Here is a 22,476-nt window from a genome sequence, read left to right as displayed (position 1 = left end):
ACCTATCATGTGCGACCTGCCCCGGTCTTCCCGAAAGCCGGTTCCCACCGTTCGGGTCGATGCTGTAGACGGGCAGGCATGACATCCGCCCCTCTCGTCCGCTTCGCGCCCTCGCCCACGGGGTATCTCCATATCGGCAACGCCCGCCCGGCGCTGTTGAACGCCTTGTTCGCGCGGGCGCATGGCGGGCGCTTCCTGCTGCGCCTCGACGACACCGACCGGGAGCGCTCGACGGAGGAATTCGCCAACGCCATCGAGGAAGACCTCGCCTGGCTCGGCATCGTGCCCGATCTCTTCGCCCGCCAGTCGGACCGCTCCGCCATCCACGACGCGGCGGCAGAGCGCCTGAAGGCGGCCGGCCGGCTCTATCCCTGCTACGAGACGCAGGAGGAACTCGAGCGTCGACGCCGGCGCCAGCTCGGCCGTGGCCAGCCGCCGATCTACGACCGCGCCGCGCTCAGCCTGACCGATGACGAGCGCACGGCCTTGGAGGCCGAAGGGCGCACGCCGCATTGGCGCTTCAAGCTCGACGCCCGCACCGTCGCCTGGGACGATCTCGTGCGCGGGCCGGCGCATGTGGATTGCGCTTCCCTCTCGGACCCGGTGCTGATCCGCGCCGATGGCAGCTACCTCTACACGCTGCCCTCCGTGGTGGACGATGCCGAGATGGGGATCACCCATGTCATTCGCGGTGAGGATCACGTCACCAATACCGGCGTGCAGGTGCAGATCTTCGAGGCCCTGGACCAGCCGGTGCCGATCTTCGGCCACCACAACCTGCTCACAACCGCCGACGGCGAAGGTCTGTCGAAGCGCCTCGGCCACCTCTCTCTCCGGGGCCTGCGCGAGGCCGGCTATGAACCCGGCGCGGTGCGCTCGCTTGCCGTGCTCACCGGCTCGGCCGAGGCGGTGCGCGCGGTGCCTAACCTCGACGAACTCGCCGCCCTGGTCGATCTCTCCCACATCTCGCGGGCGCCGGCGAAATTCGATCCGCAGGAACTCGACTGGCTCAATGCCCGCCTGATCCATGCCATGCCGTATGAGGAGGCACGCGAACGCCTCCTCGGAATGGGCATCCCGGAGGAACGGGCGCAGGCGTTCTGGGCGGTGATCCAGCCCAACCTCACCAAGGTCGGGGACGCCGCCGAATGGTGGCGGATCGTGGCCGGGGAGGTGACGCCGGTCATCGCGGATTCGGGCTTCGCCGCCGCCGCCCTGGACGTGCTGCCGTCCGAGCCCTGGGACGGCCAGACCTGGAAAGCCTGGACCAATGCAGTGAAGGAGCGGACCGGCGCCAAGGGCAAGGCCCTGTTCATGCCGCTCCGCCTCGCGGTGACAGGGCTGGAGCACGGCCCGGACCTCTCGAGCCTGCTGCCCCTCATCGGCCGGGACATTGTGGCGGCGCGGCTCGGCGGTCGCGACTGACAGAATCGGCCCGAAAAGCGGATCCCGCTTCTCCTGCCAAGCGGCGCTGATCCCGACCGATGGTCGTCTTCAGCGCGTTCGGCGGACGCCCGCCGCCGCGCAGTCACGCGGGCGGCCGACGATGAGTTCTCCTCATCGTCGGCCGGTCTCAGACCGATGCCGGTCGGCCTCATACCCCCTCCGGTCGGTCGCTTCGGTCAGGTTGGCCGGAGCCGGCTCCCTCTCCCGTGTGGGAGAGGGGACCCGTGCTCGCCGGACACCGAATGCAGCAGCCGGAGACGGCCTCAGGCCGCTCTTACGCTGTCGAGGAAGCGGCGGACCTCGGCGTTCAGGTGCTCGGATTGGCGAGAGAGCTCGCCCGCCGAGCCGAGCACCTGGGATGCGGCGGCCCCCGTCTCTTCGGCGGACCCCGCGACGCCCGAGATGTTGCTCGTCACTTCGCTCGTTCCCGTCGCGGCCTGGGCGACGTTGCGGACGATCTCCTGGGTCGCGGCCCCCTGCTGCTCCACCGCCGCGGCGATGGTGGTCGCCACCGAATCGATCTCGCGGATGCGGGCCGTGATGGAGGCGATGGCCGAGACCGCCTCGTCGGTCGCCCCCTGGATCTGGGAGATCTGACTGGAGATGTCCTGGGTCGCCCGAGCCGTCTGGCTGGCCAGTTCCTTGACCTCGGTGGCCACCACGGCAAAGGCTCGGCCGGCCTCTCCCGCGCGGGCTGCCTCGATGGTGGCATTGAGGGCGAGAAGGTTGGTCTGGGCGGCGATGTTCGAGATCAGGCCGACCACGTCGCCGACGCGCGAGGCGGTCTGGGACAGTGTCTGCACCAGGGCCGCCGTCCGATCGGCTTCCGATACGGCGCCCTGGGCGAGATCGGCCGACCCGCTGACCTGCCGTCCGATCTCCTGGACGGAAACGCCGAGCTCCTCCGCCGCCGCCGCCACGGTGTTGACGTTGGTGGCGGCTTCCTCGGCGGCGGCGGCCACGGTCATGGATTGGCTCGCCGTTTCCGTGGCGGTGGAAGTCATGGTCTGGGCAGTGGCCTGGAGTTCGGTCGCCGAGGCCGACACCATCTGGATGATGCCGCCCACGGCGCCTTCGAAGCTGTCGGCCATGGCGATCATCGTGCGCTGGCGCTCGGCCTGGGCGACCTCCTCGGCGAGACGCCGGATGTCGGCTTCCTCGGCGGCCTTCCGGGCGACCATGGCCTTGATGCCTTCCACGGCCTTGCCCACGGCGCCGATCTCGTCCCCGCGTCGGGCCTCCACGATCTCGGCGTCGATGTCTCCCTTCGCCATCCGCTGCAGGACAAGGACGAGGCTTGCCAGCGGACGGGTGATGCCGAACATCACGATGAACCCGCTGAGGGCAACAACAACGGTCAGTCCGAGCGCCGCGATGACAATGAGGCTCTGCACCGTATTGGATACTTCCAGTTCCAGGGCGTGCTTACGGGCCTGCATCTCATCCGTGACCCGCTGGCTGCGCTCCTCGATGAGGGCGTATAATTTGGCCCGCGCCGGCCGCCCCTCGTCCTGGATCACCTTCATCGCCTTGGCGGCATCGTTCTGTATCGCGAACACGATGGAACGGTCGAGAATGCCGAAGTAAGTTTCGAACATCTGTCGTAGGTCGTGACCGATCTTGCGGCGTTCCGGCGTCTCGGCCAAGGCGATCAGCTTGTCGACGTAGACCAGCGCCGTCTTGGTCGCTCCGTCATAACGCGCCTTGTACTGGTTCATCACCTCCTGTTGCGTCTCCACCACGATGTTTCGGCTGAGTAAAGCGGCGTCCGTGGCATGGAGCTGCGCACGGAGGTAACTCTCCTGCCGGACCGTGGCGACGTCGGCGAAGTGATTCGTCTGCTCCAAGACGCTGTTTAGCGAGGCACGGGCGTAGACGACGAGACCTATCGCCATAAGGCCCATCAGAGTCAGCGGGACGGCAATTTTGAGCATCACGCTCAGATGTCCAATGAACTTCATTGCATGCTCCGATGCTGTGTGAATTATTATACAGATGTTAGCCACGGATGTTATAAGGTATATTAGATAAAGAATTATTACCCTCAAATCATAAGAAGTATATACAGTCTATCTCAACCTCTATCCAGAGCACCTCGCGGCGGCGGTGCCTTCTCGGCGATAAAGCTGTTCGGTTCGATCGTTCAGGTACGGCTGCGATCTGATGCGCTTCGACCAAGGTCGAAGTCATGCGGCTCGGCAAACGCCGACGGCCGTCGAAGTCAAGATGCGACGTCGAGCCAGTCCGTGCCGTTGGGCATAGGCTCCGCGGCACGGCCTCGTCTGGACGGGGATGGACGGGACGCAGGCCATCCACCATTAGTCCGTCGCGAGAACGGTCCGAGACCTTCGGAAAGGCGGGACGGTCAGGCGATCCGCGACACCAGGATCTTGTCCACGCGGCGACCGTCGAGATCCACCACTTCGAAGCGCCATCCGGCGATGTCGCAGGTCTCGCCCGTCTCCGGCAGGCGCTGCAGCTTGGCGATGACGAGGCCGGCGGCGGTCTCGTAGTCGCGGCTCGATTCGAGCTTGATGCCGAGCTGGTCGGCCATCTCGTCCACCGGCATCCAGCCGGCGATGAGCCAGGACCCGTCCTGGCGCTGCACCGCCTCGGGTTCCGAATCCTCGGAATGGAATGCGCCCGCGATGGCGTCGAGGATGTCGGCCGGCGTCACGAGCCCGTCGAAATGGCCGTATTCATCGTGGACCAGGGCCATCGGAACGTCGGCCGCCTGAAGGGCCGTGAGTGCGTCGAGGGCGTCGAGCGTATCGGGCAGGACGGGGGCGCTGCGGATATAGGCGCGCAGATCGAACCGTTCGTTCTCGATGAGCGCTTTGACCAGTTCCCGGACCTGCACGACGCCCAGCATGTTGTCCGGGTTGCCCTCGCCGACCGGGATGCGCGAATGCGGGCTCGAGACCAGCATGGCGCGGATCTCCTCCGGCGCCTTGTCGAGGTCGATCCAGTGGACGTCGGTGCGCGGGGTCATGACGCCCCGCACGGCGCGGTCGCCGAGGCGCAGCACGCCGGCGATCATCTTGCGCTCGTCGGTCTCGATCACGCCCGCCGTCTCGGCCTCCGCGACGATGGTGCGGATCTCCTCTTCGGTCACCGCGCTGGCGCTGGAGGCTTCCTGGCCGAACAGCCGGAACACCGCGCGCGTGGAGGCGTCGAGGAGCCAGACCGCCGGAAGCGCGATCCGCGAGATGAGACGCATCGGGCGCGCGACGAAACAGGCGATGCCCTCAGGGTCGCGCAGGGCCACGTGCTTGGGCACCAATTCGCCGATGATCACCGAGAGGTAGGTGATGATGGCGATGACGATCCCGTATCCGAGAGGATCGGCCACGGGTTTCGACAGGCCCGCCTCGAATAGGATTTCCGTGAGGCGCTCGCCCAGGGCCGCGCCGGACACGGCGCCCGACAGGATGCCGACGAGGGTGATGCCGATCTGGACGGCGGAAAGGAAGCGCCCCGGATTCTCGGCGAGGGTGAGGGCGGCCTGGGCGCCGGGCCGGCGCGCCTCCACCATCATCCGCAGCCGCGACTTCCGCGACGAGACGACGGCGAGTTCGGACAGCGCGAAGGCCCCGTTGAGGGCGATCAGAGCGACAGCGACGGCGAGCTCGAACACGTTCGGTTCCGTAAGCCGGAGCCGCTTGGACCAAGCGAGCCGGACTTCCTCAGTTGTCGGCGATCGCTCGCCTGTTGCCCTGTCGGCGGCGATTGCTCGCCTGTCGCTCCGGTGAGCGACGACGATCGCCTAGATGGGCCGTCGCGGCGGGCGGGTCAACGGTCGTGGCCGGAGGATGTGGCCGGGATGAGGGGCGGCAGTCGCGAAAGACGGAGCGCGATGGCCAGCGCGAGCCCGTAAAGCCCGCCGAAGAAGGCGACGACCCCCGTCCACCCCGCATGATCGAAGAACCAGCCTCCCGCCGTCCCGAGCACCGACGAGCCCAGATAATACAGGGACAGGTAGACCGAGGAGGCTTGCGCCCGGTCGCGCAGGGCGCGTCGCCCGATCCAGGAACTCGCCACCGAATGGGCGCCGAAGAAGCTCACCGTCACGACGACGATGCCGGCGATGATGACGGGAAGGTGCTCCGACAGGGTCAACAGAATACCGACGATCCCAAGCAGGATGGCGAGCCACAAGACCCGGCGGCGTCCGAGCCGGCTGGCGATCTCGCCGGTCACCGCCGAACTGAACGTGCCGGCGAGATAGACCACGAAAATCGCGCCGATGGCCGACTGGCTCAGGTTGTAGGGCGGATCGAGCAGGCGGAAGCCGATGTAATTGTAGACGCTGACGAACCCGCCCATGAGCAGGAACGCCTCCGCAAAGAGCCAGGGCAGGCCCGGATCGCGGAAATGCTGGCCGAACGTGCCCGGCACCTGGCGCCAGCGCATCCGGTTGGCGAGGAAGCGCCGCGATGGCGGCAAACCGCGCCAGAACAGGATGGCGGCGACGAGCGCCAGGATTCCGATGGTGCCGAGACCCACGCGCCAGGACAGATGATCGGTCATGATGCCGGCGATCAGCCGCCCGACCATGCCGCCCATGGCGTTTCCGCCGATGAGGAGCCCCATGGACAGGCCGATGGCGCGGGCATCCATCTCCTCGCTGAGATAGGCCATGGCGACCGCCGGCAGGCCGCTCGCCGCCAGCCCGGTGAGCGCGCGCAATGCCAGGAAGCCATGCCAGCTCGGCACGATCACGGCGATGAGGGTGAGGATCGCCGACGCGAAGAGGGAGGCGACCATGATGGGTTTGCGCCCCCAGACTTCGGAGAGCGGGCTGACCACGAGGAGCGCCACGGCCAGCATCGCGCAGGGGAGCGACAGTGACAAGCTGCTCTCGGCCGGCGAGACATGGAACTCGTCGGCGAAGACCGGCATCAGCGGCTGCACGCCGTAGAGTACGGCGAAGGTAGAGAAGCCTGCGGCGAACAAAGCGAGGGTGGTCCGACGAAAGATCGGCGTTCCCGCCGTGATCAGGCGGTCGCTCTCCTCGGCCATGATCGCCGGTCTCCTCGATGTCGCGCGCTCGCGGGAGTGTTGGAGAAGCACGGAACGGCGCGGGCCACACCCCTCTTTCGAGACATGCGGCCCGTGACGTCACGACAATGCAGCTAAGCCGACTTACTTGGGCGGAGCGTCCGCAGCCTCGCCCTGCTGCTGGATCAGCGGGGTGATGCGGCGCACCGTGACCCGGCGGTTCTCCCGCGAGGCGTCCTGGGTGTTCACCTTCAGGGATTGCTCGCCATAGCCCTGGGTGGTCAGGTTCTCCGGCGGCACCTGGAAGTTCTGGCTGAGCACCGTGGCCACCGACTGGGCGCGACGATCCGAAAGCGACAGGTTGTCGACCTCGCTGCCCACCGCATCGGTGTAGCCCTCGATGAGGAAGACTTCCTGCGGGTTGGCCTTCACCGCCTGGTTGATCGCCGCCGCGATGTTGCCGAGCCGCGAGGCCTGATCGGGTGTGACGTCGAACGAACCCGTATCGAAGGTGATCGTATCGATGTCGACGCTGCGCATCCGTGCCCGCAGCTGCGGGCTGTAGCGCACCTGATCGAGCGTGTAGCGGCGGTCCACCGCCACCACCGGCGGAGCGGACAGGGCCTCGTAGACCTGCCGCTCGTCGGCGCCCTCGTAATTCACCACATAGCGCTCGCGGGGGATGCGGATGTCCGGCGGCGGCAGGTCGACGACATCCTCGTAGATCGGGCGCTGGGGACCGCCGAAGCCGTTGTCGATGATCACGACCTCGCGGCCGTCGCGGAAGCGGCGCGAACGGCGCACGAGGCGGCCGTCATCGTCCACCACGGTGACGATCTGAATACCGCCCGGACGGTCGAGATAGGTGATCGTGTCGCCGCCGCGGCGCTCGCTGCGGTAGGCACCGCGGTCGAGGTACCGGAAGCGCTCGTTCTCGTCGTGACGGATGAAGTAATTGTCACGGTCCCGCACGATGATGCGGCCCGGCTCGCGGATATAGGTCCGGCCGCCCTCGTTGAACTCGCGCCGGTCACGGCGGACTTCGTCGTAGCTGCGGACATCGTTGCCGCGGAACCCACCCTCGACATAGCCGGGCCGGCCTGGACGGTTGAAGACGTCACGGCGATCCCGCTCGTCCTTGCGCTCGAACGCTTCGCGGCGTTCACGGTCGCGCCGCTCGATCTCGCTGCGCCGATCGGAATCGCCCACCGCCGGGGTGCGGTCGGTATTTCCGGGACGGTTGGGCGTGCCGGGCCGGTTGTCGTCCGACGTGCCGCGCCGGTCATCCGGGCCGCGCCGGTCGTCGGAGCCACGCTTGTCATCGGAGCCACGTCGATCGTCAGGGCCCCGCTTGTCGTCCCCGCGGCTGTCGTCACGGTCGTTCTTGTCCTGCGCCTGACCCGGCGGGACGAACGGCTTTCCCGGAACCCCGGGACGGGCATTCGGAGCAGGCTTCGCGTCCGGCGCCTTGGTGTCAGGAGTCCTGGCATCCGGCGCCTTGGTGTCAGGCGTCTTGGCATCCGGGGTCTTGGCATCCGGCGTCTTGGCATCCGGCGTCGCGTCCGGTCCGGTGCGGCGGCCTGGCTCGGGCTTCTCGTTCCGGTCCGGCCTTTCATTCCGGTCCGGCTTGTCTCCGCGCTCCGGCCGGTTCTCCCGGTCGGGCCTCTCGGCGCGCTCCGGCTTGTCGCCGCGCTCGGGTTTGGCGCCCGTATCGGGTTTCTCGTTCCGGGCAGGACGGTCCGGGCGGGCGGGACGATCGGGTGTCGCGTCGCGCTCGGGAGTGGCGGGGGCACGCTCGCGGGGAGTCGGAGCCTCCTTGGGTGCCGGACGGGCGGGGGCCGGGTCCGCATCGCGCTCACGCGCGGCGGGAGGGGTCGGCCGTTCGGCCGGCGCGCGGTCGGGCTTCTCGGGACGATCAGGGCGCGCGGGCCGCTCGGCCGGGGCACGCTCCTCGCGGGCAGGGGGCTTCTCCTGGCGCGGCTCGGGACGTTCAGCCCTCTCCGGGCGTTCGGCGCGCTCGGGACGCTCCGCTTTCTCGGGCCGCTCCGCCCGCTCGGGCCGCTCGGCTCTCTCGGGCCGGGCCGCGCCGCCACGGGGAGCATCGCCGCCTCCGCGCGGATCACCGCGTTCGGCACCGGGACCTGCCTGCGCGAGCAGCATCACGCCCGGCCCACCATTGTCGGGGCTGGCCGAAAGGGGGCCCGATAGGATCAGGGCCGGCAGCATGGTGCCGGTCAGAAAGAGCAGGCGGAGGTTCCGCATGGATGGTCACTCACAAAGGTTGATGTGGCCATCGGAACCGAATGGAGCCGGGATGGTTCCAAATTCATTCCCGGATCATTCGCCCGTACTCTGCCGCCCCGCGCGGCTTCAAAGTCGTGGCAGACGGAGAAAACCGTTCACCGTCAGCGAGTTGCGCCCATGACGCTCGGTGCGATCGACGGCTCCGTGGGGGAATGCTCCCTCGTTCGTTCGGCGTTTCGGCGATGGCCTCTAGGGTGCTATGGTCCGAGCCGGCGTCGCGATCATGTTCGGCGCGATAATGCGGATATTGGCGCGCTCTTCGCCGCTAGGGGGGGGCGTCTGCGTCGTGGCTCCGTCGCGAACCGCGCCGGATTCGGACAGGATGGCCCCGTTCCGGGTCGCCGCATCGGCGGCGATGGCGGCCACGGTCTTGTCCGCGCGGCCCGCGAGGGTGACGCGTACCTTCGGTCGCGACATGGCCTCCGCCTGCATCGGCGTCACGAAGATGTCGCCCTTGTGCCGGACGAGCATGCTCTCGGCCTTTACCAGGGACTGCGCCCAGGTCTGGTTCGCCTTCTTGCACGAACAATCGGGCGTGAAGCTCTTCTGGAACTTGAACGCGTTGGCGAGGGAGACGTAGGCACGGCTGCCCTTGATCGACGCGGCCTGTTTCAGGCCGTCATCGCCATGAGGCATCGAATAGGCCACCGCCTCTGTGCCGGGGCAGAGAGCCTGGCACAGTTCGTTGGCCCCTTCGCGACCGTCGGGCAGATTGTTCATCGGGAAGTAAGCGCCGTCGCAGGTCCGGACACAGACGACCTGCGCCCCGCCCCGTCCGCGCTGCTCGCCCGCGGGGCCGTCCACGAGCTTCTGCCCGGTCTCGGCGCAGGAGGATGCAATGGCCGCCGTGAGTTGACGCCGCCGGGCGGCGGTGACTTCGCCGTTCTCCGCGCCGTACCCGGCCTGGAGCGCCCGGATGCGCTGCTCCACCGCGCCGCATTGCGGGGGGCGCGAATCGAAGAACAGGAACTTGCCGCCCTCGCAGCTCAGCGTCCGGTAATACGCCTCCAACCGGCCGATCTCGTTCTGCAGGGCGCGGGCGGTGTTGGCGCCGTCGCTGAGATTGGCGAGCTCGTAGCGGTATCGCTGGCACTGGGCGTTGGGCGCCTGTGCCTGCACGGCTGTCCCGAACGTGATGGCGGCCATGGCGGCGCCGAACGTTGCGACGAGCTTGCGGATCTGTGGAGGGATCAGCGGCATGACCTGTCAGGAACGGGTGTGAAGCTGGGCGGTTCCGGCCCTCGGACAGGGTACGGAAGAGCGCTTTAGCAAAGGTTGTCTAACCGCCCTCGCGAGAGCGGGACAGTGTTCCCACATGCCCATCGACAAACTTGAGGGGAATGGTGTGATGATGTGTCTTCGGAGTCTCACAAGCAGGGCGGTGGCTGTGGGGTTGGCCGGGCTGGCGATGGGCGGAGCGGTGGCCCGCGCAGACGATACGGACCGGATCTTCGATAAATCCACCGTGTGGCGTCCGCTCACCCCCAACGACAAGCTGGTGGTCTACGGCATCGACGACCCGGAGGTCTCCGGCATCGCCTGCTGGTACACGCAGCCCGAGAAGGGCGGCATCAAGGGCACGCTCGGCCTCGCGGAGGATGTCTCCGACATCTCCCTCGCCTGCCGGCAGGTCGGCCCGGTGGCGTTCAAGAATCCGAAGGACAAGCTGAAACAGGGCGAGGTGGTCTTCAGCGAGCGACGGTCACTGATCTTCAAGTCGATGCAGATCGTCCGCGGCTGTGACGCGAAGCGTAATACGCTGATCTACATGGTCTATTCCGACAAGGTGATCCAGGGTTCGCCCAAGAACTCCACCACGGCGGTGCCGCTGATGCCCTGGGGCACCACCGACGCGCCGCCCCGCTGCGGCGATTTCTTCAAGAGCTGATCCGGCTCCGGAGGCGGCCCCGGCATCGGGCCGGGCCGCCTCGAACGAGCGGGATCGATCCTTGCGGATCAGTCCTTGCCGATCAGTCCTTGCAGGTGATGCGGATCGGCGGCTCGACGGGCTTCGGCGCAGGCGGCTGGTCGATGGTGCCGGTATAGTCCTCGGGAGCGGCCACGCCGAAGGAGCCGGCGACGGCGAAGCCTTGCGCCTCGCACCAGGCATCGGCCACGACCTGTCCGCAGGAACCGCTGCCCGCCACCAGGCATTCGCCGACTCCGTAACCCTCGCCGGCGGGAATCAGGAACGTCTTCTCCACCTGACCGGGCACGCGGGCCGGCTTCTCGCCGTCATCGACGGCCAGGGCGGCGGAGGAAATGAGCGCAAAGGCGCAGAGAGCGCCGAGACCGGCAGCCGAGTGTCGCATGGGCAAGACCTTGATGACGGGATCCACGAAAGGCGGGATTCACCGGATGGGAGGATTCGCGTTTGGGAAAATCTCGGCCTCGTCGGTAAACAAATCCTTTCCGGATTGTCGCGACCTTGACCGAACCTCTCCCGGCGTCGTTCTCGAATTCATCACCGTTTTGGGGTAGCCCAGTTGCTCGGCAGGGTCCGTCGCCTCCGTGCAACACGCAGGGAGCTTGGCATCCGGCCCGTCCGATCACCTCGGTTCGGGGGCACGTGCCTCGCGAATCGTAAAAGTTGATCGGTTCTCGGGATTTAGGGCATGGGGACGGGCGGCCTCCACAGGTGGCGGCACGGTCGCGTTCCAGGGTTACGAAAGACGGTTTCATGGCGCCGATGTTGCGGCTCTACAACACCCTGACCCGCGAGAAGGCGCCGTTCGCGCCGATCGATCCGACGCATGTGCGGATGTATGCCTGCGGGCCGACGGTCTACGACGCGGCCCATATCGGCAATGCCCGGCCGATCATCGTCTTCGACCTGCTGTTCCGGCTGCTGCGCCATCTCTACGGCGAAGCGCATGTCACGTATGCCCGCAACGTCACGGACGTGGACGACAAGATCAACGCCCGCGCGGCCGAGCGCGGCATCACCATCCGCGAACTCACCGACGGGACGCTCGCCGCCTTTCACGGCGATATCCGCGACCTCGGCGTGCTGATGGCCGAGGATGTGAACGTACCGGGCGAGCGCCCGCGCTTCATCGAGCCCCGCGCGACCGACCACATCGCCGAGATGCACACGATCATCGAAGGGCTGGTCGCCTCCGGTCATGCCTATGTGGCGGAAGGCCATGTGCTGTTCGACGTGCCTTCGATGCCCGATTACGGCGCGCTCTCGAAGCGGCCCCTCGACGAGATGGAATCCGGCGCGCGGGTCGAGGTCGCCCCCTACAAGCGCTCGCCCCTGGATTTCGTCCTGTGGAAGCCTTCGAAGCCCGGCGAGCCGTCATGGCCCTCGCCGGCCGGCATCGCCGAGCCGGGGCGGCCGGGCTGGCACATCGAGTGCTCGGCCATGTCGTGGAAGCATCTGGGCAAGACCTTCGACATCCATGCCGGCGGTCTCGACCTGATCTTCCCCCATCACGAGAACGAGGTGGCCCAGTCGCGCTGTTGCTTTTCGACGGACGTGATGGCCAATGTCTGGCTCCATAACGGCTTCCTCCAGGTGGAGGGGCAGAAGATGTCCAAATCGCTGGGCAACTTCGTCACCCTGCGCGAAGTGCTGAAGGATTGGCCCGGGGAGGTCGTGCGCCTCGCCATGCTGAAGACGCATTACCGCCAGCCCATCGACTGGACCGTGCGCGGGCTGGAGGAGGCGGCGAAGATGATCGACCGCTGGTACGGCATCGTCGGCGACGTGACCGCCGGACCCGAGGCGCCGGCCTCGGTGGTGGAGCCGCTCCTTGACGACCTCAACACCGCCGCCGCCCTCGCCGAGCTGCACCGCCTCGACGACCCGGCCGCGTTGAAGGCCGGTGCGGGCCTGCTCGGCCTGCTCGGAGGGACGAAATCCGCACGGGAAGACAAAGCCATCGCCGCTGCCGGCGTCGACGTGGCCGCCGTGGAGGCCGCGATCGAGGCCCGCCGCGCCGCCCGCGCCGCCAAGGACTGGCCGGCCTCCGACCGCGCCCGCGACGCGCTCGCCGCCATGGGCGTCACCGTGAAGGACAACAAGGACGGCACCACCACTTGGACGGTGTCGCGGTAGGCGTGGACGCCGATTTCGAGAACACCGCATCTTATCGTCGACGGAAGAAATCCTCCGCGATAGAAAAGATACCTTCATCTAAGCCGCCTGAGATGCAGTGATGGTGGCAAGACGAACGAACGCTCGGCACATGCGCCCTTCGAGGTTTCGGAGGGTCTTCGCGAGATCAAGCAGGCCATCAGGGCCGCGCGATTGCGCCGACGTCAGCCCGCATCCGACCTCGCGTCCCGCGTGGGGGTCTCCCTCCCGACCTTGCGTAAGCTCGAGAAAGGCGATCCTTCGGTGTCGCTCGGCGTCTTCGCCAGGGCCGTCCGGACCCTCGGCCTGTTCCCGGCCGTACGGGCGCGGTCAGCCCCGAGAACGACCACCTTGCCGCGTCCATCGAGACCAGCCGCCTTCCCAGCCGTGCGCGTCGCCTGCGCGACGTGAACCTCGATGACCTCTGAGGTCTATGTCCATGTCCGCCGCGAGGACGGGGCCACGGACCTCGTCGGCCGCCGGAAGTCACCCGACCACCGGCAACTGCCTGACACGGGTCGAGGATTTCGACCTCTCGCGGGACGAAGCCCGAGACATCGTCGCCACCCTGGCCATCCGCATGCGCTCCTGGCGTGCCGACTTCGTCGCCGACGGCGTCGACGATGCGACGGTCGAGCGGCTCGCCCGCGCATTCTCGAAAGACCTCGACTGACCTCAGGCGCGGCGGGATTCCGCCGAACGCGCTGAGGACGGTCATCGGCTGGGATCAGCGCCGCTGGATGCAAGGCGATCTTATCGAGGCCCGACACGAGGTCCGGGCTCATCCTCTCGCTTCATCGCCTCCGCCTCAGCGACAGGGCCGGCCCGGATGGCAGTTCGGGTTCCCGCCCGATGGCGGAGCCTGCCTCTGCTGGCGCTGAGCCGCCTGTTGTTGCTGTTGCTGCTGCATCATCTGTTGCCGCTGGGCGGCCTGTTGCTGTTGTTGCTGGGCCTGCATCTGCTGACGTTGCATCATCTGCTGTTGCTGCTGCATTTGCTGCCGCTGGGCCTGTTGCTGCTCCATCTGCATGCGCTGTTGCTGGCGGTTCTCCTGGATCTGCTGACGCTGCATCATCATCTGCTGCTGGGCCTGGCCCTGCTGGCGCCGGGCGGCCTGTTGCTGCTCCATCTGCATCCGCTGTTGCTGGCGGGCCTCCTGGATCTGAAGCCTCTGCTGCTGGCGTTGCAGGGCATCGGAATCCGGGCCGCGTCGCGGCGGCTGGCCGGGCGCTTCGCGATTGGGGTTGGCCGGCTCCCGTCTGACGCGCTCTGGGCCGTTCGGCTCGAAACCCGGCCGGGCCACCCGATCATGCCCCGGACGCCCCTCGCGGGCGCGGTCACTGAGCGGCTGGTCGAGGGCGGGACGCAGCTGCGGTCGTTCGGCTTTGCCGGCGGCGCGGGCCGCCTCCCGGCGCTCGATCCGTTCCCGGCGCAAGGCGGCGCGGTCGGCGGGATCGGCGTTGCCGCGCCCGGCTCCGGGTCCGGCGGGGTTCACCGCATCGGGCGGGGCACGACGGTCGATGGCGGCTTTCCGGTCGGGCCCGGTCTTGCCGTCCCCCAGGCGCACGCGGTCGGGCGGTGCGCCGACGTCGCCGGACGGGCGCGTGTTCGCGACCGGCCTCGGCTCGGGCAAAGCCTTCGGGGCCGGCCGCGCGGCGCGCGGGTCTGGGACGCTCAATGCGGGGAGCGGGCGGCCGATGCGGGGATCGTTCGGTCTTTCGTCGCGGGCGCCCGGCGGCAGGCCGGGGCGGTCGCGGCGAGGGCCGTCGGCGTTGTGACCGGCGTCATGACGGCCGGCGCGGTGCGACAGGGAGGGCGGCAGCGCCACCCGGGCGGCCAGGGCAGCAGCGCCGAGACCGGCCGCATCTCCGATGATCGCGGCGGCCGAAGATCCGCGAGGCCGCTCGATGACGCGCCGGTTGATCTCGTTGATCACCACCGTGTTGTGAATGTTCTGGTAGATCACGTTGTCCGGCGGCGCGACGATATAGGCGGGTGCGCTCACATAGGCCGGGACCGGCTCGAAGAGGGGGACGGGGAGTGCGAACAGCTCGTCCTCGGGCGGCGGCGCCGCGATGTCGACGATATAGGCCGGACGGGGTGCCAGCACGCCGGGCGGCGGCGGGGGCAGGGCATAGGCCGGGTCGTCGAAGGCGACGACCTGCCGGTCGAAATAGCTCTCTTCCTCAGGCGGCGGCGGGGGTAGGTCGAAGGAGAGTGCGGTGAAGGCTTCGGGCGGTCGCGGCGGGGCGGAGAGGCGGGCGAGGCGGCGGCGCGCATCCGCCGCGTGCGGTCCGCGCGGGTAGCGCGAGAGGTAGGACCAGTAGGCGTCCTGCGTGCCGGACGACAGGGCGCGACGCCAGGTCGTCGCCTCGCGCCGGGCGGCCACGATGGCGCGCACGCGCTTGGCCATCGGGTCGTCGGGATAGGCCCCGAGGAAATCCTGGTAGCCCTGCAGCGTGTCGCGCTCGACCGCCACCGAATAGGCCTCCCGCGCGCCGATCTCGCCTAATGGGCGGTCGCGGAGGGACGCGATCGGCTCGGGCTGCGCCTGGGCGGGCGCATCGACATTGCGCTCGAAGAACACGAACGGTGCCTCGATCCGGGCGTCGTCCCAGGGCATGGCCGCGCCTTTGGTGGTCTCGTTCACCCGCAGGCGCACCCGGTCGAAGAGGGCCGCCGGCTGGAGGCCGCCCTCGCGGATCATCTCCACCAGGGCCTGCGCATAGGCGCCATAGGCCCCCGTCTCGCCCGGCGCCACGGTGCCGGGCGCCGCGTTGTAGGCGATGAGGCTGCCGGGTTCGGCCTCCACCAGGGCGAGACCGCCGGCGAGCGGTTCGCCCGTCTTCACGAACGGGTTGGCGCGGGCCGCGTCGAGCACCACGAACCGGGCCTTCAACGGCACGGTGGAGAGGCGCTTGATGTAGTCCGACACGCGCAGGGCCGCGACCGGGACGTCGATAGCGGTGGGTATGCGGGCATCCACCGGGGCGAAGAAGGTCTCGCCCTCGAGCTGCAGCCCGTATCCGGCAAGATAGACGAAGGCCACCGTGTCCGGCCCCGTCGCCGCCGCCTTGTCGAGGAAGTCGCGCAGGGCTTTGCGCAGGGCATCCTCGTCGAGGTCGCGCGCCCCCACCACGTCGAACCCCGCCGCCTGCAGCGTCTGCGCGATGAGGCCGGCATCGTTGGCGGCGGTGGCGATGGGCGCCCGCTCATAGGCGCCGTTGCCGACCACGAGGGCGATGCGCGTCTCGGCCTGCTGCGCGGTCGCCGGAACGGAGATCAGCAGGGCGGCGAACAGGACCGCGAAGACGGCGACATATCGTGACAGGACCATCGCCGGGAACCTCCGCCGCCGCATCACGCTGCGAGCGACATCATACGGAGCATCGCGGACGACCAGAACGCGAGCCATCGCACAATCGTGCAGAAGGGGACCCTCGTCCAGGGATGACCGGAATCGGCCTTACCAAATCCTCGCTCCGAGCGGCGACGATCGCGACGCAGGGATGCGCCTGTCCGCTGGGCCGGTGATCGAAGATCTACGTTCGATGTCCGCTCTTACTCGGCACGATCGATCGGTGCCCGGAGTGCTTTCGCCACGCTCGGTGACGTTCCGGCGGCACTTTCCATCACCGAGCCGACCGTTGTGCCGAATGTCGTGTTCCTTATCGGCCCACGCGTCCTTTCAACGTACGACATTGTCGGTCATGGAAGTCTTCGCTAGGCAGATGGCGTCGCGCTTGGTGCTATTTTTGGGAAAAATATTTACTTATATAATACAATGAGCATCTTTAATTTGTCGATAAGGAATAGTTTGGAGCTTTTCCAGAGAGTAGTGAAATTACAACAGGTGTTTAAGAACTTGATTACGCACACTCATGATGAATGAGGCGTGCTTGTAGCGAACAGCTTTGTCCTTCTACAGATCTCGATGCCGGCCAAGACATGCCGAGACTTGAGACGACGACATCATGAATAAGCTAAAAGAAGAATTATATTGCAGCACAGTGCTGCGCCCGCTCGTCGTTTTGAAGATGACGACCATCCTGGCGATCGGTGTCGTGCCGTTCTCCGGTGCGCGAGCCCAGGTGCTCCCGGCCGAGAGCGCGGTGGTGTTGTCGGAATTGTCGGTGATCGGCAGTGGCGAGCGGGCGAACGGCCCCGTCACCGGCTACCGGGCGAGCCGTTCCGCGACCTCGACCCGGACGGACACCGCCCTGCGCGACTCTCCGCAATCGGTCCAGGTCGTGCCCCGTGACGTGCTCCTCGACCAGCAGGACGTCCGCCTGACCGATGCGCTCACCAATGTGAGCAATGTCCAGCCCGCCGGCACCATCCAGGGCCGGTCCGACACCTATGTGCTGCGCGGCTTCAACACGCAGACCTACGCGATCGACGGCGTGCTGCTGAACCCGGCCAATACCTTCCAACCGACACAGCGCGACCTCGCCAATGTCGAGCGCGTGGAAGTGCTCAAGGGCCCCACCTCCGTTCTCTATGGCAGGGGCGATCCCGGTGGCCTGATCAACATCGTCACGCGCCAGCCCATGCTCACGCCCTCCGCGGACCTCACCCTGCAGGGCGGGTCTTATGCCTTCCGGCGGCTTCAGGGCTCGGTGACGGGTGCCGTTCCAGGGACGGAAGGGCTCGCCGCCCGCTTCAGCTTCGCCACGCAGGACGACCCCACCTTCCGGGATTTCGGTGGCCCTTCCAATTCGCGCCATTTCTTCGCGCCGTCCCTGCTGTGGACGCCCGATGCATCGACGCGGATATCCCTGAGTGCCGAGTTCTCGCGCCAGCACAGCCAGTATGACGAAGGTCTCACGGCTTTCCAGGGTCGGGTGCCCCTGGACAACATCCGCCGTTACTATGGCGAGTCATGGTCCCGGTATTATGGCGAATCGAACTCCATCACCCTGCGGGCCGAGCATGACGTCAACGAAAGCCTGACCCTGCGGCAGGTGATCAACGGTCAATGGGGCCAGTTCGATGTGTTGGCCACCCGCGCCACCGGGGTGAGCGCGAACGGGGCGTCGCTGACGCGGCGTCTCTCCGAGGTCGAGTCCATCTACAACTCGATCGACAGCCAGACGGAAGCCGTTGCCCGTTTCGACCTGTTCGGCTTCCGCCACACGGCCCTGTTCGGCGTCGAAATCGTCGACGGTTATCGTCATCCCTATACGCAGCAGGGGACAGCAAGCGCGGTTTCCTTCCTCAACCCGATCCGGGGATCGATCCCGCAGATCGGAACGCTCGCCCTGCAGAGTGACCTGCGGCAGAACCTGTTCATGGTCGGCACCTACATGCAGGACCAGATCGAGCTGGCCCAGGGGCTGCAACTCGTCCTCGGCGTCCGCGTGGATACGGCCAACCAGCTGTATTTTCAGCGCACCCTCACCAACAACACCGTGCCTCCCACTCAGGACGTCACCGGAACCTCGCCGCGCGTCGGCCTGGTCTGGCGGCCGATCGAGCCGCTCACCGTCTACGGAAGCTACACGACCTCTTTCACCCCACAGACCGCCAACGTCATCGGTGGCCTGACGCCGGCGCCGGAGACCGGGGAGCAGGTCGAAATCGGCACGCGTGTCGATCTTATCCCTGATCGCCTCACCCTGAGCGCTGCGGCCTTCCGGATCGTTCGGGCGAACGTCGCCGCGGCCGACCCAATCAATACCGGCTTCTCCATCATCACCGGCGAGCAGCGTTCGCAGGGCGTCGAGGCCGACATTGCGGGCGAGATCCTGCCCGGCTGGAGGATCATCGGCGGTATCGGCTATCTCGATGCAAAGGTGACGCAAGATACGACGATCGCCATCGGCAACCGGCTCCCGGCTGCCCCGACCTTCAGCACCAGCCTGTGGTCGACCTACCAGTTCCAGAGCGGCCCGATGCGGGGCTGGGGCTTCGGCGGCGGCGTCACCTATGTGGGCGAGCGCTTCGGCGACATCACCAACAGTTACAAGGTCGGCGCCTATGCGCGCCTCGACGCGACCTTGTTCTACGAGATCGACCCGACATGGCGTTTCGCCGTGAACGGCCGCAACCTCACGGATCGCCGCTACATCGAGCAGCCCTTCAATCAGTTCAACAATCTCCCCGGCGCACCGCTCACCGTCCTCGCCAGCGTGACGGCCCGCTACTGAGGTAAGGCTCGTTGCCTGCCGCAAGTCACACCTCGCGCCCGGCCGGTCGCGGGATGTGACGCGGTGCGGCGACCGAGATCGGCGGCCCCATCACCGGCCCCGGCAGGGCCGATCCCGCCCGCGGCGCGGCGGTCTCCTGCGACGGTGGGGCCTGACGCCGTCGCGCCTATTGCTTGGCGCGATTGATCAGCGCCTGGAGCGCTCTCGCCACGGGCTCGGTGACGTTCTTGCGGTACTTCTTATGGACGAGCTGGCCGTTGTGATAAATGTCGTGCTCGACATAGAGCCGCTCGCCATCCCACCGCACCACATTGTCGGTCTCGGAGGTCTCCGTCACCCCGAGATCGTCGCGCAGGGTGATGTTGCTGGGCTGTGTCAACATATCGGGTCCTTTCAAGCGTTTCCGGTGCATCGGGCGCGTGGGATGCGGCTTTGTCCCGTGGATGGCGGAGCGGGCTTTGCCAAAACGGTCCGCGCAATGCCGGTGAACCGGGCTGTCCCTCGCCGAGCCATCATGGCACGCACCTCACCCATCCGGCCCCGACGCCTCGTTGTCCCTCTGGCGGGTCGCACGGCTGCAACCCACCGTCGTTTCGCCGATCTTACGGAGCGGCGGCGTTCGATGCCAGCACGAAGCCGGCCTCCATCGCTCAACGCACGGTCACCTGGTTCTTGATCCGCTCATAGGTCGACCTGCTGAGGACGCGTTTCGAGAGAAGCTGATCCACCGAGGCGTAGGGCCTGCGCTGGGTGATGGCGCGGCCGATCATGCCGCCACCCTTGAGGCCGTTGAGTTCCGCCACCGAGGCGGTGTTGAGATCCACCACGGAGACCGCCGCCGGCCCCGCATTGTCGATGGCCTGTTGTGTTTCCGACGGGGTCGCGTTCAGCGGAGGGCTCTCGGCCAGGGGCGCCACGGGGCCGCCATAGGGGAGGGGGGGCGGGTTCAGTGCGGAATTCCCCGTTCCTTCCGGCGAGCCGGCCGGCGCGGACTGCCGGGGCAGCGGCCGGATCGGCGAGGGTGGCAGGACGGAGGCCGGTGGGGCTTCCTGCGGGGCGGCGGGTGCCGGTTCCGCGCGAGGTTGCGGCGCAGTCGCTACGGTTCTCGGTGGGCTGGCCTTGGTCGGCTCGGTGCGCTGCACCGTCGGCGCGGGGGGCGGAGCGTCGGCACCCTGCGGCCAGAAGGCCTGGACCAGACCCGCCAGCGCCGCCGCCGCGACGAAGAGCACCACCACCCGTAGAAGAGTCGAACCGCTGAGCATCCAACCCGCCTCACGCGCACAATGCAGGCGAGATTCTAACATGGGACACAAAGCAAAGTCTTGCCGTCATGCCCGATGTCCTCAGGCGTGTGCACAATGAAGCGGATCGATTGAGACCGCCGGTCGCCTCAGGCCGTCGCGCCGACACCGCGTGGGAATCTTATCGTGCACCCTACGACGCATCGACGGGCGCGGTCGCTCCCGTCATGGTCCGCCGCGATGTCCACCGCCTCCCTCGCCCCCTTGCTGAACCGGTTCGTCGTCGAGCGCGTGGGCGCCCTGCGCTACCTGCCGGCGCTGTTTCGCCTCGTCTACGCGGCGAGCCCGCGCCTGCTGATGGCGAGCATCGCTCTGCGTCTCGCGCGGGCGAGCCTGCCGGTGCTGATGCTCTATCTCGGCAAGCTCATCCTCGACGCCATCGTCGCCGAACATGCCCGGCCCCATCCCGCCGGAACCGGGATCGCCGGCTGGATGGCGGACCCGGCCCTCGCCCGATTGGCCGGTCTCGTGGCGGTGGAGCTCGGCCTCGCCATCCTGTCCGATCTGCTCGGGCGGCTGAGCACCCTCACCGATGGGCTGGTCGCGGACCGCTACGCCAATGCCGCCACCCTGCGGCTGATGCGCCACGCCGCCGCCCTCGACCTCGAGCAATTCGAGGACAGCGCCCAGCAGGATCGGCTCGAACGCGCCCGCCGGCAGGTGACCGGGCGCTCCAACCTGCTGTTCCAGCTCTTCGGGCAGGGGCAGGACCTCATCACGCTCGTCGCCTTCGGGATCGGTCTGGCCGCCTACGCTCCCTGGCTGATCCTGCTGCTCGCCGGCTCCCTCGTGCCGGCCTTCCTCAACGAACTCTACTTCAACCGGCAGGGCTATCGCCTCGCCTGGACCCGCACTCCCGAGCGGCGGCAGATCGACTATCTGCGCTATCTCGGGGCCAGCGTGGAATCGGCCAAGGAGGTCAAGCTCTTCGGCCTCAACGCCTATATCGCCGAACGCTACCGGATCGTGGCCGCCAAGCTCCTGGACGACAACCGCTCCCTCGCCATCCGCCGGGCCGGCTGGGGCGGCCTCTTCGCGGCCTTGGGCACGCTCGCCTATTACGCGGCCTATGCCACCATCGTCTGGCGCACGGTGGCGGGCGTCTTCTCCATCGGCGACCTCGCCTTCCTCGCCGGTTCGTTCCAGCGCCTGCGCAGCCTGATCGAGGGCCTGCTGCTCGGCTTCTCGCAGATCTCCTCGCAGGCGCAGTATCTCGAAGACCTGTTCTCGTTCTTCGAGGTGGTGCCACTGATCCGCTCGCCGGAGCGGCCCGTGCCGTTCCCGCAGCCGATCACCGAGGGCATCGTCTTCGAGGAGGTCGGGTTCCGCTATCCCGGCACCGAAACCTGGGCGGTCCGGTCCTTGAGCTTCCGCCTCGCCGCCGGGGAAGTGCTGGCCCTGGTGGGCGAGAACGGGGCCGGCAAGACCACGATCGTCAAGCTCCTGACCCGGCTCTACGACCCCACCGAGGGCCGCGTGCTGCTCGATGGCCGGCCGCTCTCCGATTACGACCTCGACGACCTGCGCGCCCGAATCGGCGTGATCTTCCAGGATTTCGTCCGCTTCGATTTCACCGCCGCCGAGAACGTCGCCGTCGGGCGCATCGAGGAGCGTGAGGACGCCGCCCGCATCGCCCGCGCCGCCGGGCGCAGCCTCGCCGACGGCGTGATCGAACGCCTGCCGCTGGGCTACGACCAGCCGCTCGGCAAGCGCTTCGCCGACGGTGTCGACCTCTCGGGCGGCCAATGGCAGAAGATCGCGCTCAGCCGGGCCTATATGCGCGAGGCCGAGATCCTGATCCTCGACGAGCCCACCGCCGCCCTCGACGCCCGCGCCGAGTTCGAGGTGTTCCAGCGCTTTCGCGATCTCAGCCGTGGCCGCAGCTGCGTGCTGATCTCGCACCGCTTTTCCACCGTGCGCATGGCCGACCGCATCCTCGTCCTCGACGGGGGCAAGGTCATCGAGGCCGGAACGCACGAGGAACTTCAGGCGAGGGGCGGGCGCTACGCCGAATTGTTCGAACTGCAGGCCGCCGGCTACCGCTGAGGCGCCGGCGGGTATGCTTCCGCGACAACACAGGGGCGACGCGACCTCCCGCGCGGCCCGAGGGCGTTGCATCTCGTCTCCAGAACCATCATTGCACGAAACAGATTTTCGGGCCGTTCGGCTTGCCCTCCCCTGGATGAGGCGAAGT

General features: G+C 67.6%; 16 protein-coding genes. 7 read left to right on the top strand and 9 right to left on the bottom strand.

Going from position 1 to position 22,476, the window contains the following annotated elements; translation table 11 throughout:
- The first annotated feature begins 78 nt into the window (after positions 1-78).
- On the top strand, positions 79-1,425 hold the full coding sequence (gene gltX, locus ACYQML_RS01285; RefSeq protein WP_461234449.1) for a glutamate--tRNA ligase: 1,347 nt from the start codon (positions 79-81) through the stop codon (positions 1,423-1,425).
- Positions 1,426-1,709: 284 nt separating this feature from the next.
- Here gltX and ACYQML_RS01280 read toward each other — a convergent pair whose 3' ends face one another.
- The 5 genes from ACYQML_RS01280 to ACYQML_RS01260 form a co-directional block, all read right to left on the bottom strand.
- Positions 1,710-3,407, bottom strand: coding sequence for a methyl-accepting chemotaxis protein (locus ACYQML_RS01280; protein WP_461234448.1), 1,698 nt, complete (start codon positions 3,405-3,407; stop codon positions 1,710-1,712).
- Positions 3,408-3,811: 404 nt separating this feature from the next.
- On the bottom strand, positions 3,812-5,083 hold the full coding sequence (locus tag ACYQML_RS01275) for a hemolysin family protein (protein WP_056434635.1): 1,272 nt from the start codon (positions 5,081-5,083) through the stop codon (positions 3,812-3,814).
- A 155-nt stretch (positions 5,084-5,238) separates the two neighbouring features.
- Positions 5,239-6,468 carry an MFS transporter gene (locus ACYQML_RS01270; RefSeq protein WP_461234447.1) on the bottom strand — a complete coding sequence of 410 codons (1,230 nt, stop codon included), beginning with the start codon at positions 6,466-6,468 and terminating at the stop codon, positions 5,239-5,241.
- 123 nt (positions 6,469-6,591) lie between these two features.
- Complete coding sequence (locus tag ACYQML_RS01265; protein ID WP_461234446.1) at positions 6,592-8,709, bottom strand: OmpA family protein; 2,118 nt, start codon at positions 8,707-8,709, stop codon at positions 6,592-6,594.
- Positions 8,710-8,940: 231 nt separating this feature from the next.
- On the bottom strand, positions 8,941-9,951 hold the full coding sequence (locus ACYQML_RS01260; RefSeq protein ID WP_461234445.1) for a DUF2865 domain-containing protein: 1,011 nt from the start codon (positions 9,949-9,951) through the stop codon (positions 8,941-8,943).
- Between the two features lie 208 nt (positions 9,952-10,159).
- Here ACYQML_RS01260 and ACYQML_RS01255 point away from each other — a divergent pair, with 208 nt between their 5' ends.
- Positions 10,160-10,639 carry a CreA family protein gene (locus tag ACYQML_RS01255; protein ID WP_419951416.1) on the top strand — a complete coding sequence of 160 codons (480 nt, stop codon included), beginning with the start codon at positions 10,160-10,162 and terminating at the stop codon, positions 10,637-10,639.
- Between the two features lie 82 nt (positions 10,640-10,721).
- On the opposite strand, the gene ACYQML_RS01250 is transcribed toward ACYQML_RS01255, so the two are convergent.
- A complete protein-coding gene (locus ACYQML_RS01250; protein WP_461234444.1) occupies positions 10,722-11,063 on the bottom strand; it encodes a hypothetical protein in 342 nt (113 codons plus the stop codon).
- 368 nt (positions 11,064-11,431) lie between these two features.
- On the opposite strand from ACYQML_RS01250, the gene cysS reads away from it, so the two are divergent.
- The 3 genes from cysS to ACYQML_RS01235 all read left to right on the top strand — a co-directional run bounded on the left by cysS (position 11,432) and on the right by ACYQML_RS01235 (position 13,505).
- Positions 11,432-12,814, top strand: a complete 1,383-nt coding sequence (gene cysS / locus ACYQML_RS01245) for a cysteine--tRNA ligase (protein WP_461234443.1) — start codon at positions 11,432-11,434, stop codon at positions 12,812-12,814.
- A gap of 231 nt (positions 12,815-13,045) precedes the next feature.
- On the top strand, positions 13,046-13,243 hold the full coding sequence (locus tag ACYQML_RS01240; RefSeq protein WP_461234442.1) for a helix-turn-helix domain-containing protein: 198 nt from the start codon (positions 13,046-13,048) through the stop codon (positions 13,241-13,243).
- A gap of 28 nt (positions 13,244-13,271) precedes the next feature.
- Positions 13,272-13,505: a hypothetical protein gene (locus ACYQML_RS01235; protein WP_156652672.1), complete on the top strand. Its 234-nt coding sequence runs from the start codon at positions 13,272-13,274 to the stop codon at positions 13,503-13,505.
- Positions 13,506-13,640: 135 nt separating this feature from the next.
- Here ACYQML_RS01235 and ACYQML_RS01230 read toward each other — a convergent pair whose 3' ends face one another.
- A complete protein-coding gene (locus ACYQML_RS01230) occupies positions 13,641-16,169 on the bottom strand; it encodes a caspase family protein (protein WP_461234441.1) in 2,529 nt (842 codons plus the stop codon).
- Positions 16,170-16,869: 700 nt separating this feature from the next.
- Here ACYQML_RS01230 and ACYQML_RS01225 point away from each other — a divergent pair.
- Complete coding sequence (locus ACYQML_RS01225; RefSeq protein ID WP_311276618.1) at positions 16,870-18,981, top strand: TonB-dependent siderophore receptor; 2,112 nt, start codon at positions 16,870-16,872, stop codon at positions 18,979-18,981.
- 166 nt (positions 18,982-19,147) lie between these two features.
- On the opposite strand, the gene ACYQML_RS01220 is transcribed toward ACYQML_RS01225, so the two are convergent.
- Both ACYQML_RS01220 and ACYQML_RS01215 read right to left on the bottom strand, forming a co-directional pair.
- A complete protein-coding gene (locus ACYQML_RS01220) occupies positions 19,148-19,363 on the bottom strand; it encodes a hypothetical protein (protein WP_018041891.1) in 216 nt (71 codons plus the stop codon).
- A gap of 268 nt (positions 19,364-19,631) precedes the next feature.
- The gene (locus ACYQML_RS01215; RefSeq protein ID WP_056454339.1) at positions 19,632-20,243 is read right to left on the bottom strand and encodes a ComEA family DNA-binding protein; all 612 of its coding nucleotides are present in this window, start codon (positions 20,241-20,243) and stop codon (positions 19,632-19,634) included.
- A 219-nt stretch (positions 20,244-20,462) separates the two neighbouring features.
- Between ACYQML_RS01215 and ACYQML_RS01210 the strand changes: the two genes are divergently transcribed.
- Complete coding sequence (locus tag ACYQML_RS01210) at positions 20,463-22,328, top strand: ABC transporter ATP-binding protein (protein WP_419951353.1); 1,866 nt, start codon at positions 20,463-20,465, stop codon at positions 22,326-22,328.
- Positions 22,329-22,476: the final 148 nt, after the last annotated feature.

This window comes from Methylobacterium sp. CM6244, from assembly GCF_054817885.1.
Note: the sequence above shows the minus strand (reverse complement) of the source record. Positions and strands in the feature narration are given on the sequence as shown.